Origin of the sequence: Peribacillus sp. R9-11, assembly GCF_031345095.1 — a bacterium.
GTDB classification, from domain to species: domain Bacteria; phylum Bacillota; class Bacilli; order Bacillales; family DSM-1321; genus Peribacillus; species Peribacillus butanolivorans.
The window spans coordinates 54403-73540 of sequence record NZ_CP133765.1 but is presented as its reverse complement, the minus strand read 5'-3'; the positions used below and the strand labels follow the sequence as shown (position 1 = coordinate 73540).

At 37.7% G+C, this 19138-nt stretch carries 15 protein-coding genes and 1 pseudogene; 8 read left to right on the top strand and 8 right to left on the bottom strand.

Annotation, left to right across the window (positions count from 1 at the left end; genetic code table 11):
* Positions 1–163 precede the first annotated feature (163 nt).
* Positions 164–343 (top strand): hypothetical protein, encoded by a 180-nt coding sequence (locus RE409_RS29870; RefSeq protein WP_201225708.1) that lies wholly within the window; start codon positions 164–166, stop codon positions 341–343.
* Positions 344–961: 618 nt separating this feature from the next.
* Here the strand turns inward: RE409_RS29870 and RE409_RS29865 are convergent.
* Positions 962–2491 carry a glycosyltransferase gene (locus RE409_RS29865; RefSeq protein WP_201225710.1) on the bottom strand — a complete coding sequence of 510 codons (1530 nt, stop codon included), beginning with the start codon at positions 2489–2491 and terminating at the stop codon, positions 962–964.
* 1580 nt (positions 2492–4071) lie between these two features.
* Here RE409_RS29865 and RE409_RS29860 point away from each other — a divergent pair.
* Positions 4072–4935 carry a glycosyltransferase family 2 protein gene (locus RE409_RS29860; protein ID WP_201225713.1) on the top strand — a complete coding sequence of 288 codons (864 nt, stop codon included), beginning with the start codon at positions 4072–4074 and terminating at the stop codon, positions 4933–4935.
* Between the two features lie 782 nt (positions 4936–5717).
* Here the strand turns inward: RE409_RS29860 and RE409_RS29855 are convergent.
* The 7 genes and pseudogenes from RE409_RS29855 to RE409_RS29830 form a co-directional block, all read right to left on the bottom strand.
* Positions 5718–6014, bottom strand: coding sequence for a hypothetical protein (locus tag RE409_RS29855; RefSeq protein WP_201225715.1), 297 nt, complete (start codon positions 6012–6014; stop codon positions 5718–5720).
* A gap of 227 nt (positions 6015–6241) precedes the next feature.
* Positions 6242–6706 carry an exosporium glycoprotein BclB-related protein gene (locus RE409_RS29850; RefSeq protein WP_309559652.1) on the bottom strand — a complete coding sequence of 155 codons (465 nt, stop codon included), beginning with the start codon at positions 6704–6706 and terminating at the stop codon, positions 6242–6244.
* A gap of 2 nt (positions 6707–6708) precedes the next feature.
* A complete protein-coding gene (locus RE409_RS29845) occupies positions 6709–8538 on the bottom strand; it encodes a hypothetical protein (protein WP_309559651.1) in 1830 nt (609 codons plus the stop codon).
* A gap of 45 nt (positions 8539–8583) precedes the next feature.
* Positions 8584–8823, bottom strand: coding sequence for a hypothetical protein (locus RE409_RS29840; protein WP_242486198.1), 240 nt, complete (start codon positions 8821–8823; stop codon positions 8584–8586).
* 202 nt (positions 8824–9025) lie between these two features.
* Positions 9026–9173: pseudogene (locus RE409_RS30850) on the bottom strand (IS6 family transposase); the annotation flags it as partial.
* A 744-nt stretch (positions 9174–9917) separates the two neighbouring features.
* Positions 9918–10994: a glycosyltransferase gene (locus RE409_RS29835; RefSeq protein ID WP_242489200.1), complete on the bottom strand. Its 1077-nt coding sequence runs from the start codon at positions 10992–10994 to the stop codon at positions 9918–9920.
* A gap of 29 nt (positions 10995–11023) precedes the next feature.
* The gene (locus tag RE409_RS29830) at positions 11024–12328 is read right to left on the bottom strand and encodes an FkbM family methyltransferase (protein WP_201254749.1); all 1305 of its coding nucleotides are present in this window, start codon (positions 12326–12328) and stop codon (positions 11024–11026) included.
* A 1034-nt stretch (positions 12329–13362) separates the two neighbouring features.
* On the opposite strand from RE409_RS29830, the gene RE409_RS29825 reads away from it, so the two are divergent.
* The 6 genes from RE409_RS29825 to RE409_RS29800 all read left to right on the top strand — a co-directional run bounded on the left by RE409_RS29825 (position 13363) and on the right by RE409_RS29800 (position 18736).
* Positions 13363–14487: an aminotransferase class I/II-fold pyridoxal phosphate-dependent enzyme gene (locus tag RE409_RS29825; protein WP_201225816.1), complete on the top strand. Its 1125-nt coding sequence runs from the start codon at positions 13363–13365 to the stop codon at positions 14485–14487.
* Positions 14484–15119 (top strand): acetyltransferase, encoded by a 636-nt coding sequence (locus tag RE409_RS29820; protein ID WP_201225720.1) that lies wholly within the window; start codon positions 14484–14486, stop codon positions 15117–15119. Before RE409_RS29825 ends, RE409_RS29820 begins: the two co-directional genes overlap by 4 nt.
* Before the next feature lie 468 nt (positions 15120–15587).
* Positions 15588–16454 (top strand): glucose-1-phosphate thymidylyltransferase RfbA, encoded by an 867-nt coding sequence (rfbA, locus tag RE409_RS29815; protein ID WP_201184353.1) that lies wholly within the window; start codon positions 15588–15590, stop codon positions 16452–16454.
* Positions 16455–16480: 26 nt separating this feature from the next.
* On the top strand, positions 16481–17437 hold the full coding sequence (gene rfbB, locus RE409_RS29810) for a dTDP-glucose 4,6-dehydratase (protein WP_201225722.1): 957 nt from the start codon (positions 16481–16483) through the stop codon (positions 17435–17437).
* A complete protein-coding gene (rfbD, locus tag RE409_RS29805) occupies positions 17434–18288 on the top strand; it encodes a dTDP-4-dehydrorhamnose reductase (RefSeq protein ID WP_201225724.1) in 855 nt (284 codons plus the stop codon). Before rfbB ends, rfbD begins: the two co-directional genes overlap by 4 nt.
* Positions 18269–18736, top strand: coding sequence for a dTDP-4-dehydrorhamnose 3,5-epimerase family protein (locus tag RE409_RS29800; protein WP_242486201.1), 468 nt, complete (start codon positions 18269–18271; stop codon positions 18734–18736). Before rfbD ends, RE409_RS29800 begins: the two co-directional genes overlap by 20 nt.
* Positions 18737–19138 lie beyond the last annotated feature (402 nt).

Genomic DNA, 19138 nt, shown 5'->3' with positions numbered 1-19138 from the left:
TCTTTTTTATGCAAAAGGACAACTTCTGGACTAGTAAGTAGTGCATTTAATCTCACTTTTATTTAACATGGTTTAGTCGGCTATATATGAAAGAATCCCGAGCTTCGCAACCTGTTAGTTAGTGCCAAATTAAGATCCATTACACTATTAAGTATGGGGCTAGATGGAGTTTCCAAGGTTTGGTGTATGGGCGATGCCGGTTCAATATCGTAGTAACGATTATCTTTTTTTCCTCTATGGTTACACCCCCGTCGTCTTTAACCAACGAGAAAAGGGGATTATTAAGGAAATCGAAAATTCTAAACTACAAAAAGGATGGATTGAGGATGAAATTTGTGCATGAAAAGACATAGGGGAGTGTTCTAGAGATTTAATAAAAGAAAAAGAATCAAGAATCACTTGTGATGATTTAATTATGATGTACCACTCCAAGATGCTTCTTGAATATTAGGAATTTTATATAAAGTAAACAAAGAATTCAAATAGCCCATATATGGTATCGCCTAGCTCTTGTAAAAGAGTCAGAAAATAACCAAGGATCTAGGCAAAAAATTTATTCAACATGTGATTCATACCTTCAGTTATGGGGTATGTTATTGAGATGAGAAACGGAGCGAATAACTTGAGTGTGAAAAAAATTGATTATTTTTTAAAATTATATTAAAAATTGTGACGAATAATTAATGAGGGGGTTTTTTCATAAACACCTTTCCCTTCCCCTTTGTATCAAAATATATGATTGACTGTTTTATGGTTTTGAAGGGGAGGTTTTTACTGATAAATTCTTAATCTAATAATTGAGAAGACAAAAAAACGGGAAGGGTTAATAACCCTCCCCGTTTTTAATTTACTTGTCATCAGGCGTGATAATAAAAGTAAGATTCAAGTTGAAATAGTCATAGTTTGGGCATTTTTTGTTAACTAGCTCCTATAGCAGCAACTCTTATCATCCTTGCAGAGGTTAAGGCAACACTACTACTTTCTCAGAACATGAAGAGCAAAACTTGGCATATTGGATACACGTTTCTATTGAATCATTCTCCTCCATTGGCCACCAGCGGATGGCTCCCATGGGCGCCCTTGACGCAAAGCTTTCGATTCCAGCAGGAATACGACCAACAATAACAACCTCGATTTCATTAAAATTGGTATCTATGCCCTTTTGAAGAGTTTTAAATAATTGGGTGTGCTCATTTGTAGGACAGGAGTGAGGAATAGGAAATAGTATGGAAACTCTAGATAATTCTTCATTAATGATATGAGCAGTTTTTCGTGCTGGATTATCTGTAGTTGTCTCCCATATACGACTATATGGCACACTCTCGGGTAAATTCAGTTCTTCCAATCTTGTGTAGATTCTCTGGGAATAATAACTGTTTAGTTCTTTTACGAGGATTTGAATCTGCTTATTTCTCTGAAAAGTAGAGTTATCTCCATTTTCATTTCGATATTGGATATAGAGTAAATCGGGAATAGATACATACTTCGTACTAAGAAACGTCCGAACTAGCATATCGTAATCGTCTGCAACCAATAGTTCTTCGCGGTGGCCTCCAATTAGATGGTAAAAATCCCTCGCCCACGCACGAGGATGATTAGGTAAACCAACCAAATGGCGGATTGTATTCCCATTGATGGTAGTGTGTCTTTGCACATTTTGCCATCGATTCATTTCATGTACCCAGACTCGATAATGAATACTAAATCCAAAACCACAATCCCAACCATACCAATGAGCATGGTGGCTCCCTACGTGCACCTCTGCACAATCCCCATAAGCAAAGCCACATTCAGGGTGTTGTTGAAATGCATCGACGATTTTCTTCAGGCAATTTGGAGTTAGGTCATCATCATGATCTACTTCCACTAAAATTTCCCCTGTACATAGACCTGCTGCATACCGTTTGATTGCCCCTATGTAGCCATTGCGGGAATCTTGGCGATACCTCCTCACACGGGGATCGTCTAGAGGCAGTAAATCTTGGTTGTATGTCTCATCCTCATCACCGGAGTCGTCTACAATAACCCATTCCCAATTAGAGTAAGTCTGATTCAATAGAGAGCGATAAGGTCGCTGAATTTTGTCTTTGGACTTGTAGCTAGCTGTGAACACGGACACTAAAGGAGTATCTGAAGAAAAACGAGTCGAAGGTAGCGCTTTATTTTCAGGGAGAGGATCGGTCCGTTTGAGCCAGCAGAAAAATAAATTGAATGGTTGAATTTCTGTTGAAGAATTGTAATGTAACCAACGTTTTCTCTCGTGAACAGGTAACGCATTCAGTGTTCTAAATTCTTCCCACTCCGTTCCCAATGAAACATATACACGAGGATTTTTAGGATTTATATCCAATAATGCATCATCAGGTCCATACAACTTCACTGTGATTCCACTTTCAGCCAGTCTCATTAACATATCTTCCAATCCATCCCATGAATTTTTCTTTGAAATAAATAGGTGAGTTGTCAATAGTGGAGTATGATCCGATGACATATCCATCCCCCTTTCAGAATATCCAACACAAACTATAGATTCGTATTGATTCATGAGTAGTTTCTATAACCATTACTCATTCTCTTCATCATATGAATTTTTTTACATCGATTATATATATAGGAAATATTAGAAAATATTACTCCATGCAACTCAAAGACAAACCCAGACGTTCATTTTGAACGAATCAGTAACATTACAATATCAACGGAGGCTGATGTTCAAAAAGAATGCATATGCCCCTCTCCATCTTAGAGCCACCAAGCAAAAAACGACGTCTATGGTCACAATCACTGCATGGTCATGAGCTATTTTTGAAACGGTGGCAGAGAGAGCATTCATTTTCAGGGAAGATCAATTTAATTTTTCATCAGTTGAAGTCTATTACCAAAGCGATAGCAATATATTTTAGATGAAGCAAGGAGTCGTTGATCACGTATTTGTCCGAAATAAAATTATCTCGAATTTACAGTACTTTCGGCACCCTCAATAACCTGTGAACAACGAGTATTGGATAACCTATGAGCCGGCTTATTATTAGTTATTTCCCAAAGTAAGCGTTCAAGGGGGAAATAACTATGTCTCGATGCCGAATTTCACATTTTTTACAACCCTACTCCTGGCTACGATATGGTGTGGAATAGAGTCATTTTTTGTAGGTACTCGTTCGGATAACTGGTGTATGGATGAGAAGAGCCTTTAGTGAGTAGCTAATACTGGGCGATCAAGTGGACACGTTTATTCCATATGCTACCTTTGGTACATATATGACCCTCGACTTCTATCGACAGATCCACGAATCTGGTGTACCAGTGGTTGTAGGATACTTCAAATTTATACTTGGTACCTCAAACAATTATATCAAAAAGATTTCTAGGTAATGACTGGACAGTTCAAAAAGCTGAAAGGAAAATTGCCTTATCTACGGGATGCCTATTTGGTCCAGAAGGTCCACAAAACGATGACATCATTCATTCGCTTACGAGTTAAAACATCCAATCACGGACTTATTTTTCTCCTCCTTATTATCAGCATCCATTTTTATAGGTATCCTTATACGCCTTGGCTAGTTCCGGAGAATATATCCAGTCGAATCTTAAGTTTATCTATATGGAAATAAATCACAAACAAAGATGTTCGTTTGAAGGATGGTTCCTTCAGAAAGACGATGGTGATTTGGTGTTGTGGTAGTAATGGTCGTAAAGTTCTTTAACTTTGTGAGCAAATCTAAATCGGAATTCAAGGGACAGAATTTCTGGATGAACGACTTGAATTAAAAGGGCTTAATCGTAGATGATGCTCCTATTTTAGGTGATTTACTAATATCTCTTCGCTAATAAAAAACAGGTAAAAATTGTATATTCTAGCACAAAGGATCCATTCCTAAAGTAACGTCTAGTTGAAAAAACAAAGAAGTTTAGTTTTCAGTTTGCAGGTACGTTAGTTAGTACATCCTTCTATGTTCATTGTTAAACGAAATCATTTAGGAGAGCCGCGATAATCGAATTGTAGATTTTGTGACAGTTGCCCCAGTGTCCATATCGGAGGGAATGTTACTATATAGGAAGGAGGAGTATCCCGTGGTACTTCCATTAGTAAGTATAGTCATACCTGCGTATAACCGACCACATACTCTAAAAATAGCCATCGATAGTGTATTAGAACAAACCTACCCGAATATAGAAATCATCATCTGTGATGATAGTTCAGATGATCGAGTACAAGATATGCTTGTTCCTTATTTACATTCATTTCCTCAGATCAAGTATCATAAAAACGAACGGAATTTATTTCTTGAAAATTGGCACAAATGCTTTGATCTAGCATCAGGGGAATATATCAATTACTTGATGGATGATGACGTTTTTCAAAAAGAAAAAATCGCAAAAATGATCTATTTTTTTAATGAATTCGAAAATATTTCACTTGTTACTTCTTATCGACAAACCATCGATGAATCAGGTCAGTTTCTCCCTCCTATCGGTGCAACGGCTAGGCTATATGAAGAAACAAGAATTTTAGATGGAAAGATGTTGGGGAACGTTGCATTAACCCGTTGTCTCAATGTCATCGGTGAACCGACAACAGTGTTATTTAGAAAAAAAGATCTTACCGAACTTTATGGAGTATACAAAGGGAAACAGTATTCTCTTATCAATGATCTAGCTGCCTGGTTGTCATTATTATCAAAAGGAAAAGCTGTGTATATTCCGGAAGCTCTTAGTTATTTTCGAAGACATCCGAATCAAAATAACAACATACTAGGTCTAAAAACATTTAGTCAATGGTTAGATATTATAGTTGCCTCACGAGAAGATGGATTTCTTGATACGAACGATTTATTCAAAACTGCTCTTCACTCTTATCGTGAGCGCGTAAAGGATTATCATGAATTTGTAGAAGATATCAAGCAGATTGAAATGATATTAACAACCTTGGACTAAAAATCTAGCTATGTGCGCCAGTTGTTCATAAAATTACAAAGACTTAATTTCTTTTTAAAAAAGGGATTAAGGATATTAGTTATTAAGTGAATCTTAATTGTTCACCTTGGATTGTCTTTTGGAATTTTTTAAAAATTATTCCTATTATAACAATGTATGGATAACATTTTTAATAGATGCCGGTTATCTTTACCTTGATTCTGAACTTGAGAGAGCCTTTTAATTATCTCGTAAAATAAAACGAATTCTAATAAAGAAGAAATTAGCTTGCTTTCGAGCAAATTTGTTAATCTTATGTATACACAAAAGGACAAGACATCGAACGTTTGGTAATCGTCAGAGATAAAGATGTTTGTTCGACAATATGTAAAAAAGCGAATAAATGCTTGTTTCTATCACTAATTACGGGCTAATTAGTTCATCATAAGGGGAGTAAATCACTGTAAATTGCTTAATCTCTATCTTTCTCACCTTTTGGTACAGTATATAATGCATCGGTTTACCTTCATTGGATATTCCGTTTTTTCTGTGTTCGTCTTCAATTACTAAGTCGAAATTTTATTACCGATTTTCATGTCAGTATTTAGAAACATGAAAAGACCACAAAGCTTCCTATTAAAAATGCTTTGCAGTCTTCTTTCTCTTGTATTGAAATTGAATGATGCCAAAGGCGTAACAATATAAGTATTACGCCTTTGATTTCGTTCATGTTTAAAAGCTGGATATATATTGAAAATCCCACACTTGTTACAGGGTTCTCTGGTATAAATTACAACAAAGTTTCAACTACTAATGTGGCGACCGGAAGTAGCTCTTGTACCAATGCCTACAACCTGTATTTCCACTGTACCTGCAGCAGGTATTAGGGCTGTTACAGTACCAACTATTGGAGCACCAGCAAGTGAAGTAAAGACTGGACCCACAGGCACTCCGTTTACAAATACCTGTGCCCCACCTGTGCTCGATGGGTCTGTCGGTAACAATAAAGGACCAGCAAGGTTCCCGGTAACACCAATACCAAATAAAGGAACCTGCACTGAACATGCAACATCACTACCAACTGGAACAGAATTTTTCATAAATATCTTCCCATTCCCCTTTTTATCAAACTATACGATGAACTGTATTAATGATTTTTGGAGAGGGAGATTCTTACTGATAAATTCTTAATTTTAAACTGAATAGACAAAAAAAACGGGAAGATTATTATCCTTCCCGTTTTCAAATAAATTGTTATGGGGCAATTTCTAATCGGTTTTTGTTAAACTGCAACTGATGTCTTGAATTAGAAAATACTAACAAAATGTTAATTAATCGTTATACCCGCGCTTGCAAAACCTTCAACCGCAGTGAGAACCGAAACTGCAGTATCTATAGAGAAAACCAGTAATAATTTTTCCCCTGCAGTAACCCCTAGTGCAGTTGCAGCAGTACCACTAGCTGTATTTCCAATGGAAATTACAGGTCCTAAAGCTGGTGTTAATAGTACAAAGGCGCCTGATGGAGAAAAAGTATTGCTAGCTGCAGGTGCCGTATATATTTCTGCTCTAATAGTAACTGGTGTACCTATAGTTACTGCCACTGTCGTACTAAAGAATGCAGATATTGATGATACAGTTCCGGCACGAGGTGCTACAAATGCGAAGTCAAGCACGCCCCCAATACCAGGACTTAGTGTAATTGTTCCTCCACCAATAGTAACACCTTCAAAAGAACTTCCGAACCCAATAAGACCTCCAGTATCAAGTAATCCACCTAGAACACTAGTCAATGTTACTGGGGTACCGGAAGCGAAAGGAATAATTGCACCACTCCCAGTGGCGCCTTGTGGACCTTGAACGCCTTGAGTACCAGTGGCTCCTTGTGGGCCTTGAACGCCTTGAGCACCAGTAGCACCTTGTGGGCCTTGGTCTCCTTGAGTACCAGTGGCTCCTTGTGGGCCTTGAACGCCTTGAGCACCCGTAGCGCCTTGTGGGCCTTGGTCTCCTTGAGTACCAGTGGCTCCTTGTGGGCCTTGAACGCCTTGAGCACCCGTAGCACCTTGTGGGCCTTGAACGCCTTGAGCACCAGTAGCACCTTGTGGGCCTTGGTCTCCTTGAGTACCAGTGGCTCCTTGTGGGCCTTGAACGCCTTGAGCACCCGTAGCGCCTTGTGGGCCTTGGTCTCCTTGAGTACCAGTGGCTCCTTGTGGGCCTTGAACGCCTTGAGCACCAGTAGCACCTTGTGGGCCTTGGTCTCCTTGAGCACCAGTAGCACCTTGTGGGCCTTGGTCTCCTTGAGCACCAGTAGCACCTTGTGGGCCTTGGTCTCCTTGAGCACCCGTAGCACCTTGTGGGCCTTGGTCTCCTTGAGCACCAGTAGCACCTTGTGGGCCTTGGTCTCCTTGAGCACCCGTAGATCCTTGTGGGCCTTGGTCTCCTTGAGCACCCGTAGATCCTTGTGGGCCTTGGTCTCCTTGAGCACCCGTAGCACCTTGTGGGCCTTGGTCTCCTTGAGCACCAGTAGCACCTTGTGGGCCTTGATCGCCTTGAGCACCCGTAGATCCTTGTGGACCTTGGTCCCCTTGAGCGCCCGTAGATCCTTGTGGGCCTTGATCGCCTTGAGCACCCGTAGATCCTTGTGGGCCTTGATCGCCTTGAGTACCCGTAGATCCTTGTGGGCCTTGATCGCCTTGAGCACCCGTAGATCCTTGTGGGCCTTGATCGCCTTGAGCACCCGTAGATCCTTGTGGGCCTTGGTCCCCTTGAGCACCCGTAGACCCTTGTGGGCCTTGGGCTCCTTGAGCACCCGTAGATCCTTGTGGGCCTTGATCGCCTTGAGCGCCCGTAGATCCTTGTGGGCCTTGGTCTCCTTGAGCACCCGTAGATCCTTGTGGGCCTTGATCGCCTTGAGCGCCCGTAGATCCTTGTGGGCCTTGATTGCCTTGAGCGCCCGTAGATCCTTGTGGGCCTTGGTCCCCTTGAGCACCCGTAGATCCTTGTGGGCCTTGATTGCCTTGAACACCCGTAGATCCTTGTGGGCCTTGATTGCCTTGAACACCCGTAGATCCTTGTGGGCCTTGATCGCCTTGAGCACCCGTAGATCCTTGTGGGCCTTGGTCTCCTTGAGCACCCGTAGATCCTTGTGGGCCTTGGTCTCCTTGAGCACCAGTAGAACCTTGTGGGCCTTGGTCTCCTTGAGCACCAGTAGAACCTTGTGGGCCTTGATCCCCTTGAGCACCCGTAGATCCTTGTGGGCCTTGATCCCCTTGAGCACCTGAAGATCCTTGTGGGCCTTGATCGCCTTGAGCACCCGTAGATCCTTGTGGGCCTTGATCCCCTCCAGAAGGTCCTTGAGTACCTTGTGGGCCTTGGGCTCCTTGGACACCCGTAGATCCTTGTGGGCCTTGGACTCCTTGGGCACCCGTAGACCCTTGTGGGCCTTGGGCTCCTTGGGTACCCGTAGACCCTTGTGGGCCTTGGGCTCCTTGGGTACCCGTAGACCCTTGTGGGCCTTGGGCTCCTTGGGTACCCGTAGACCCTTGTGGGCCTTGAACTCCTTGGGTACCCGTAGACCCTTGTGGGCCTTGAACTCCTTGTGATCCTGGATTACCTTGAGGTCCATGATTACAATGAGAAGGTACGTTTACGTTCACTTTAACGTTTTGCTCTACCTTTTGTTCTTGTTTAGATTCGCATTTGCATGGACTATGTCCACAATCCGAACATTTATTATTGTCACATTTACATTTACTATGTCCGCAATCTTTACATTTTTTATGATCGCACTTGCATTTGCTATGGCCGCAATCTTTACATTTTTTTTGATTGCATTTGCATTTGCTATGGCCGCAATCTTTACATTTTTTATCTCTTTTATCCATACCCAATTTTGTATCCTCCTTTTCACAAAACATACATTATTCTATGAATATGGAGTTTATTGGCTTGGATAAAATTCGCCCAATTGTTAAAAATACAGAACCATTTTAAAATCCCTGAGCATATCCTTAAAATTCACTAGACTAAGTCACACTTTATCCAGCCTTTGTTACCCAGCCAATAAAGACAACATGATCTTCTACTAAAATAGAACAGTGGAGATAGTGAAGTATGACACGAGGCCTAGAAACATAGAAAGACCGCAATGTTTTCTTGAAGAAGAACATTGCTGCCTTTTGTCTTGTTGTTTCTAAGGGGAAAATCAATAGTGTTTTCTTAGGAATCTATAACGTGATACAATCTCATCCAATAGCTCTTAAATTGATTTACATTTCATCTGACTCTCAGGTATCATTTGATGGCTAAAAGATGACGTCATACTCCATCATCATATCATCCCCATTATAAATTATGCTGGAGCCATTTGATAAGCTAAATCCCTCCATTATCTATCAAAATGAGAATACTTGGTTATAGCGCAGATACCATTTCCAATGTAATGTCAGATTCATATTTCCCTTGAATAACTGTTGATTTAAAGCTGAATTTTGCAACAAATCCCTTTTTTTCATGTTCTGAAACAATTGGGACACAAGAGATTTAATAAATGAAAAGAATTTAGGTTTTGGTAAATGGTAATTAAGTTCTAGATATCGCTACTGGCGATCAAATTTCATTTTTAAATAACGATAAAATTGGTTACAATCAATGACTACGTTGCTCTATAGGGAATAAAAAATATTGAAGGCTAGTCCGGTGAGTAATTATGTGAGTTGTCCACCAACAAAATGATGTGGATTATACCGACATTAAAGAAATACCTTTCGAATAAGTCGAAAACCAATGTTGGAGATCGAAGAAAGTATTACGTCTTGTTGGATTTTGTTTTCTTGTAAAGAGAAAAGTTACAGATAAAATTTGTAGATTTGATGAACGTTTTGAATATGAGTCTCTTTTCAAGATGATGATCCACTTTAGACCCCCCATTTTTCGACAGTATCATCTATATCAAGAAAACGTTTCTCCTAACTTATATGCTCCTATTCTGTATAATTTATTTAATTATTGATTGTTGCCGAAAATGTGCGATAATTTTGATTTCACAATAACTTTAGAATCAAAATTATTTTTGATTTTAGTTGCACCTTTTATCCCAATCTCCATAGCTTGCTGGAAGTTTTCCTTGATCCAGATCAAAGTGTCTGTTATTGAGTTCACATCTGCTTCCACCTCAAGATAGTCTACGCCGCTTTCAAGTATAAATTGGTCATTACGAGGATTGGTGGAAACTAAAACACATCCAGTTGCCATCGCATCAACTGCTGCTGTTGTTGGAAACCCATCCAGAGCAAACTGATCTTGAGTACCACAGTAAATGAATACATGGGATTGCTCATAAAGAATCTTTATTCTTTCAGGATTTAGTAGACCAAAAAAAGTATAATTTTTATTCGTTAGTAAATGGAGGTCATTCTGCCAATCACCTATAATATTTAGATGAAAATGTTCATCAAGTTGATTAAATACTTGTGCCAATAATGGAAAACCTTTACGTTCAGCACGATGAGCAGAAAAAGTTAATTGTATTCGTTTAGATTTAGACTTTGGAACATAAGAGTAGAAATCCGTATTGATTACTACCGGAAAATAAATGCTAGTTGGGATAACATTTAATACTTCATCAATGTTCGTAAATACCGTTTTACAATTTTGGTCAGCCATACGAAGAAATTGATCAGAAGTGGAAGGATCCAGGCCACCACCAGGATACAATGTTGTGTGGATGTTAATATCATTCTCTTTTATAAATGGACTTATATTAAATCTTGGATTTGATCCAGGCATATAGGTACCATCAGAGAGATAACAGGCACCTTGCAAACTTAAAACAAGATTTAAAAAAACACAATATATATCAGTAATCCCTTCTTTTTTTGCAATTATTTCAAAAGACTCAAACTTATAAACTGGTGTAGGAAATTCATCCATATTTAAGTCCGTTGCAAAAAAAAGAGTATCCGGTCTCTGTTTGAAAATTTCGATATTTTCCCAATAGCGAAAACCACTTTGTTTCCATGGAAAAGTGGTATCGATTACCGCAAGGCGACGTGTCATGTCAGACAAAGCACCATTTTTCATATCCAATTCAATTTAACTCCTTCCATTTCTTACTCCGGGACTGCAAAAAGAATCGTTTCTTGGGCATATATCGTATAGTGACCTAAATAGAACTTGTATTCTAAATCTAATTCTGCAATGAAGTTTACAACATTGGCAAAATCATTAACTTGATGATAGATTGCAATGGCAAGTTTAGGACGAAAAGTTTGGATAGTCTGAGTAGCCCCTTTCAGCGCATTCATTTCAGCGCTCTCTATATCCATCTTAATGAAATCAATTTTAGGAATATTTCTTTCTTTGACCAAATCATCAATAGAAATCGTTAATGTTTCTTCATTGAAATCGTCCGTCTTGGTGAATGAAACAGAACTCGCAGCTCCCTGATCCATGTAATAAAGTTTTTCATTTGATACATTCCAAAGAGGTCGCTCAACAATAGTAATGCGCTGTTTAAGATTTTCATTCAGGCCTAGATTTTTAGTCATAATCTCTAAATTACTTGGTATGAATTCTATTGTATAAACATGCCCATTTTCACCAACTTCATGAGCGAAGTAAAGTGCGGTGTCCCCAAAACACCCACCTGCATCGATAACAATATCAGCTTTCCTTGCTTTAATTGCAGGTGCAATCTTATCGTACTCATATTGCCGATCCATAAAAGTAGCGCTCAGTCCAATAGAAATGCAGAATAGCTGGAGGTCATATCCTACTGTTCTCAAGTCAAAAAGGGAAAGGTTCCATCCGTGATATTTGGTCTTAATAGTCTCATTCGCGTGAATAAGATTTTGGAGGGATTGCCTTTGAGACCAATAATCATTAGTATTTAGAGGTAGCTTTACTTTCTTATTGCCCAGTAATCTAAATGCCAAAACTGTCATCAACAAATTCCGCGAGGCTTGATCTTCAAGATGGTAAAACAGTTCAATAATTCCTTGTATGTGTTTAAGAATTTCCTTTTTCTCGTTTTCTGTGTTAACAACTACCCGATCAATAGAAACTGGTACAGCCATAAGCTCAAAAAGTTCCATATCGATATTATAGTAATAGTCATTCATTGAATGCTCGAGTAGCTCTTTGATAAGTAAATCTAAGAAATCAGGAACAGGTTGAACCTTGTTTTGATTAGTTTGAATATCATGTTCGGATTTAAATAACAGTGTTCTCGACTTTTCTTTTACATATATATCATTGGAAATATCAAGAATCTTTGAAAAGCAGATTTTGGATAACTGTTGTCGACCACTGGTATAGTATATCTCACCAAGTTGCAACAAGGAGTCCACATCATGTATATCGTTAATCAGGCTTTCTTTTAATGTTCTTTCGATTGAGGCTAATTCATCTTGCATTGGCAGTTACCACCTTTTTCCAGACGAGAGCGATTTGTTCATTTACCGGGCTCTCCTGGCATAAAATTTTTAAGAGATGAAAAAAAATACATCCTTGTTCTTATTTGGTCTCTCCGATACCCTTTATTTCTCTCGCTTTTAACGGAAATCATCCCAATCTAATAAATATCTTTCGTGATAAGTACTTGCCGATTTCCCCCATGCGTTGCCAATTTGAACTGGATACAAGTCACAAATACAATATTTGTATCCTTCTAGTTTCTGGCACATTTTTCAGAGTAATAGCAAATTACCTTTTTTGTTGCAAAGCTAAATTTGTTTACCTTTTCTTTTTCTAGTTGTAAAACTACACTGATCCATTAAATTGCTTTAAAAGCTGGACTTCTTCCATATTCAATGATTCTTAGGCAGCCGAATTTTTTATTAACTATCGGATCACTCAATAAACCTAAAAGTCATCTCCGCTAGGAATATAACACTTCAGTCTGATTTTCTCTTAATCCGCAATGTAATCTTATGCTAAAAATCATCTTTCAATTCCTCAGAGATAATGTAAACCTAGCCTTGGTAAATGTACTTTTGTCCCGATTAAAACCACCCTATTTTTTTCATAACGTGACATTCTAGGTGACTTTAGCTGATATTTCTTATATAGCCAAACGGATGTTATTGTTTATCATTTTTCACTAAAGAACTATTAAAACTATAGGATTCCTATTGATCGCCAATTTATAGCCATAAAATTTATTCAAAAGGAATATGAATGGAAGTGACACCAGAGAACCATTTGAAATTCAAAAATCTCCATCAATCTCAATTCGTATCAAATGGAATATATGAATGGCTAGACTTACTATTGGTTCTAGGGAGATTTTTTTTAGAAAGCCCAGATCTAAATCTGTTTGGCACCCTCACCGTCATAAAATAATACAAATCCGTCTTTCCAAACAATCCTACCTTACAGGAAAAAAACAGGATATTCCAAACCTGAATTTAAATTTATTTATAGATTAATTGAAACGGAGATGAAAAATATCCGTAAAATTCCGTTTTTACGACCCAACTTGGTAACACAAGACACATTTGCCAATTATTTATCACAGATTGAAAAATCCAGATGGTACAGTAATTATGGGCCATTAAATACTCTTTTTGAGAATAGAGTTCTAACTGAATACTATGAAGGAAACGGAGCCGTGCTCACGGTCAACAATGCTACCAGTGGACTAATGTTAGCAATTAATCAGAGTAAACGACCTAAAGGGCGGTTTGCAATAATGCCTAGCTTTACTTTTTCAGCCACCCCTTTAGCAGCTATGTGGAGTGGTTTAGAACCTTATTTTGTAGATGTGAACAAAGACGATTGGTGTATGAATGAGGAACTTGTAAAAGATGCATTAACAAAATTAGGAGATAAAGTGGCGGTAGTTGTTCCCTACGCAACCTTTGGAACAGACTTAGACCTATCCTTTTATAAGCAAATTCATGAGTCGGGGATACCGGTGGTTTTTGACGCTGCCCCTAGTTTTGGAACCTCAGGGCGTAGTGGATCATTTGGTCAAAATTTCCCTGGCCCTATAGTGTTCAGCTTTCATGCTACTAAATCATTTGGTATTGGCGAAGGCGGCTTAGTATATAGTGCTGAAAAAGACTTGATAAGTCAAATTCGACAAGCAGGAAATTTTGGGTTCTCAACTGATAGGGAAACTATATCACAAGGTCTTAATAGTAAAATTTCAGAGTATAGCGCAGCCATTGCTCTTGCAACTCTGGATGCCTTTCCTGAAAAAAGTAAAAAGAGACAACAAATTTATCAATGGTACCGAGAGCAATTCCAACAAATCCCTGTCCTAAAAAAAGAATGGCAATTCCAAAAAACAGAAGGGGAAATTGCCCATCAATTTATGCCTGTTCTCTGTCCTAAGGATCAAAGTAATTTAGATTATGTGAAGTTGCTGGCTGACAATCAAATAGAAGCACGAACCTATTTTTCCCCTACTTGTCATCAACAAAATTTTTTCACATCATCCAATCGAACATTAATGCCTGTTACCGATAATATTTCAAAACGCATATTGAGTTTACCTCTATGGGAAGAAATGAAACAAAGTGATGTTGTGCAAATAACACAAGTACTTGCCCGAGGATTGGAACCATGAAAAAAATCGTCATCTGGGGATGCGGAGGACATGCACGTGAGGTTAATCATCTGTGTGAAAATTTAAGTTATGAGGTTATAGGATTTCTTGATGAAAGATCGGAAATGAAGGGGATAATAATAGATGATGTACCGGTTTTGGGCGATCTTCATGATATTTATTCTCTTCGGAACAAAATTAAAATTGTTTGTGCTGGTGTAGGAGATCCATCTCTAAAAAAGCGGTTTGTCACCAAAACCAAAAATGCAGGTTTTGAGATTGCTAACACAATAGTGCACCCTTCTGTTTTCATATCAAAGAGGATCACACTTGGAGTTGGATCGATTATTTGTGAAGGAACCACTATAACCACAAATGTTCAGGTGGGGAATTTCGTTATCATTAATCGGAGTTCAAACATTAGCCATGATAATATCATCTCCGACTATGTCACGATAGGTCCTGGAGTTAATATTGGAGGTAATGTTTCAATTGGTGAAGGAGCATACATTGGCATTGGTTCCTCTATCCGTGAAAAAATCAATATTGGTGCTTGGTCGGTTATAGGAGGCGGAGCATTTGTAAAGAATGATGTTCCTACGAAAACCCTTTATGCGGGGGTACCTGCACAGTTAAAAAAAGATTTAGATTAGAATGTAGGTTAATAAAACTTAACATATAGTTATAAACTAAATGGGTTCCAGTGAAAAAAATTAAGCCCAAGACAATCTCAAAATAGTTTTATGGAATGGACAATGAAAACTCATTCAATTGATAACATATCAGCCTGATATTATTCTAATAAACAGGGTTAAAGGATACTTACACTTACTGATATCAATAGAAACTCGATTGATTTTTATCTAAGTAAACCAAAAGACAAAAGGCTACAAGGCACGTTTTCAACGTAGCTTTGTAGCCTTTTCATGTATTACACCTCGATATCGTAAGAAATCTATATACATTTTTCAAAACCGTACTTCATTTACACAGAATCCAATCACATTCTTGGAGCATATGATGAAAAGGATTAATTTTTCAATGAAATTCAGAAACTGATAATATTTAAATGAATATTCATTTTGTCTTTTAAATCATACTATTCGAGGAGGTGAATAATAATGAAAGGAATCATATTAGCTGGTGGATATGGCACTAGATTATACCCGTTAACGAAAGTTGTCTCAAAACAGTTATTACCTGTTTATGATAAACCCTTGATTTATTATCCATTGTCCGTACTAATGCTTGCTGGAATTAAAGATATCTTAATCATTTCTACCCCTCTTGATACACCTCGTTTTAAAAATTTATTAGGGGATGGATCACAATTAGGAATCAAAATAAGTTATATATCACAGGAAAAACCGGATGGTATCGCACAGGCTTTTATTGTAGGAGAGGATTTTATAGGAAAGGACTCTGTATCTTTAATATTAGGAGACAATATTTTTTATGGACATAATTTCACTAAAACACTAGAAGAAGTCGTTACTCGAAATAATGGTGCGACTATATTCGGCTATCATGTTAAAGATCCTGAACGATTTGGTGTTGTAGAATTTGATGAAAATCGGAAAGTGATATCTTTGGAAGAAAAACCTGTAACTCCTAAATCTCATTATGCAATTACAGGCCTTTATTTTTATGATAATAACGTTATTGATATTGCAAAGAGTATTAAGAAATCTTCTCGTGGAGAATATGAAATTACTTCGGTGAATGAATGTTACCTCAAGAAAAACCAGTTGAATGTTGAGTTATTGGGTAGAGGATTTAGCTGGTTAGATACCGGTACTCATGAATCACTACTTGACGCTTCTTTATTTATCCAAACCATTCAAAGTCGGCAAAACGTTCAAATTGCTTGTATAGAAGAAATAGCCTTTCGAAAAGGATTTATTTCATCACAACAACTTCTGGACTTAGCTAAACCATTAGAGAAAAATGAATATGGGAAATACCTTGTAAGATTAATAGAAAATTAACAGCTATTTAATGAAAGGAGGCAATTATGAATCTTCTAGTTACAGGTGGGGCTGGTTTCATCGGTCTCAACTTTGTTCATTACTTGCTAAAGAATACTTTATACAATATAACCGTTATAGATTCTCTTACGTATGCAAGTCATCCTGAAGAAATACGTACCCTAACATCTGATTCTAGGTTACGCTTTATTAAAGGAAGCATTGTAGATGAGAAAGATATCGAAGCTGTGATGGATCAAAAATATGAAGCTATTGTTCATTTTGCCGCGGAGTCCCATGTTGATAACAGTATTAAAAATGCAGATAAGTTCATACAAACGAATATTGTCGGTACTTATCATTTATTACAACGATTACTCAAAGGCAATGCTAAAAAAATGATTCATATTTCAACAGACGAAGTATATGGTACTTTAAGCTCGACTCAACAACCATTCACAGAAGAATCCCCTCTTTCACCTAACAATCCCTATTCGGCTACGAAAGCAAGCTCAGATTTATTAGTACGATCATACTATGAAACATTTAAATTACCTTTGATTACGACAAGATGCAGTAATAATTTCGGTCCTTTCCAAAACATAGAAAAATTCATTCCAACCATTGTAAATAGGGCGCTTCACAACCTTAAAATCCCCGTTTATGGGGATGGTCTACAGATAAGAGATTGGCTGTTTGTAGAAGATCATTGTAAAGCAATTTCTCTTATTCTTGAAAATGGAAATTGGGGTGAAGTTTATAATATTGGTGGCGGAAATGAAAGGAAAAATATCGATGTCGTAAAACAAATTTTAGGAATAATGGGGAAGCCTGACCACTTGATTGAATTTGTTGAAGACAGAAAAGGTCATGACCGAAGATATGCCATTGATTCTTCTAAGTTACAAAACGAGTTAAGCTGGAAACAAACCTCTTACTTTGATCAATCGTTAGAAAAAACAGTTCGTTGGCACATGAACAAATTTAAAGGTACTTCCATATGAAGATTGTCATTACAGGTGCAGGCGGCCAATTAGGAAAAGAACTCATTCAGTTATTTAAAGAGGAAGGTTATGTGGTATTTCCATATACTAAACAACAATTAGATATTACTAATCGTACGAAAATAAAAGAAATGATTGAGAAAATCCAGCCGGATTATCTTATTAATACCGCAGCCTTTACACAAGTTGACCTTTGCGAAACGGATATAGATCAAGCTTATTTAATTAATGGAATTGGACCTTATTATCTAGCCTGTGAAGCAAAGGAAAATAAAGTGAAGTTTTTTCATATTAGTACTGACTATGTATTTGATGGTGAAAAAATTGAACCTTATATAGAAGAGGATTATCCTGACCCCCAAACAATTTATGGAAAAAGCAAACTACTAGGCGAAGAATTAGCACTAACTGCTAATGATAGTACCACAATCATTAGATCGTCATGGTTATACGGACATGAGGGGAAAAATTTCGTCAATACCATAAAAAAGTTGGCGGGTAATTCACAAGAAATCCGTGTTGTTCATGACCAATACGGTTGTCCTACTTACACTAAAGATCTTGGAATAGCAATTAATAAACTACTAACAAGACCGCATGGCATTTATCATGTCACAAACTCTGGAAGTTGCAGCTGGTTTGAATTTGCAACCGAAATTGTAACCTTCTTAAACTCACAAACAGTGGTCATCCCAGTTTCTACGGAAGAATACGGTCTTAAAACACCCAGACCCATGTATTCTGTTTTAAGTCAAAAAAAGTTGAATTCCAATGGGATCTTTTTGCGAAATTGGAAAGAAGGATTACATGAATACTTAAAAAAGGAAGATGATGAAAAAAATGGCCATTGAAGGCGTTATATCAAAAAAATTAATTAAGCATTGTGATGATAGAGGATTTTTTGCAGAAGTGGTAAGAGATGATGACCATCTTTTATCTCATTTTGGTCAACTTTCATGGACAACATCTTATCCAGGCGTCATCAAAGCATTTCACTACCATGAAGAGCAAGATGACCTTTGGTTTATATCATCAGGTAATGCTCAAGTAGTTTTACATGACTTGAGAGAACACTCTGCTACCAAGGGTGAAACAAATGTTTATTATATGGGCGAAAATAATCCTAGTATTTTACTCATACCCAAAGGTGTGGCTCACGGTTACCGCGTGCTTGGCGAAAAGCCAGCAACTGTTCTGTATTGTACGACAAAGTCGTATAACGCTTCCCAACCAGATGAAAAAAGAATTCCTTGGGATGATAAAGAAATTAATTTTGATTGGGAAACAAAACATAGATAAGAACCCTATGTGGGCTCATACATTAACTAGGAAAAAAGTTTTGATCATCTTTTCTTTTACATCACACTCGAAACACTTAAATGTATTATATACAAAAGCAAGTTTACAATTTAAGTCTCTTTTTATCTTCTAATACTCTAAATATTAATTCCCCTAACCTTCTATTTGTTTCTACTAGGAAACAAATCCTTATCTTATCGAGAGCTTTTCTTTTTCTTTGAATAAAATTCCCTTTCAAACTACTTTTCTTAGAACAATGTAAAAAGAACTAGCCTTAAGGCTAGTCTTTTTGCTAATAAAACGGTTTTAACGAAAATAATTCTTTTGATTCCTTCCTAAAAAACATTTCAGCGTACATAACGCTCAATCCCCTGTTTGTTTCGTGCAAATTAAAAGACTGTT

Coding starts and splice junctions, on each gene's coding strand:
- RE409_RS29830 (WP_201254749.1), bottom strand. CDS start 12,328: ATGCAAGATGAATTAGCCTCAATCGAAAGAACATTAAAAGAAAGCCTG.
- rfbA (WP_201184353.1), top strand. CDS start 15,588: ATGAAAGGAATCATATTAGCTGGTGGATATGGCACTAGATTATACCCG.
- RE409_RS29820 (WP_201225720.1), top strand. CDS start 14,484: ATGAAAAAAATCGTCATCTGGGGATGCGGAGGACATGCACGTGAGGTT.
- rfbD (WP_201225724.1), top strand. CDS start 17,434: ATGAAGATTGTCATTACAGGTGCAGGCGGCCAATTAGGAAAAGAACTC.
- RE409_RS29845 (WP_309559651.1), bottom strand. CDS start 8,538: ATGGACCTCAAGGTAATCCAGGATCACAAGGAGTTCAAGGCCCACAAG.
- RE409_RS29865 (WP_201225710.1), bottom strand. CDS start 2,491: ATGTCATCGGATCATACTCCACTATTGACAACTCACCTATTTATTTCA.
- RE409_RS29870 (WP_201225708.1), top strand. CDS start 164: ATGGAGTTTCCAAGGTTTGGTGTATGGGCGATGCCGGTTCAATATCGT.
- RE409_RS29855 (WP_201225715.1), bottom strand. CDS start 6,014: ATGAAAAATTCTGTTCCAGTTGGTAGTGATGTTGCATGTTCAGTGCAG.
- RE409_RS29800 (WP_242486201.1), top strand. CDS start 18,269: ATGAAAAAAATGGCCATTGAAGGCGTTATATCAAAAAAATTAATTAAG.
- rfbB (WP_201225722.1), top strand. CDS start 16,481: ATGAATCTTCTAGTTACAGGTGGGGCTGGTTTCATCGGTCTCAACTTT.
- RE409_RS29835 (WP_242489200.1), bottom strand. CDS start 10,994: ATGAAAAATGGTGCTTTGTCTGACATGACACGTCGCCTTGCGGTAATC.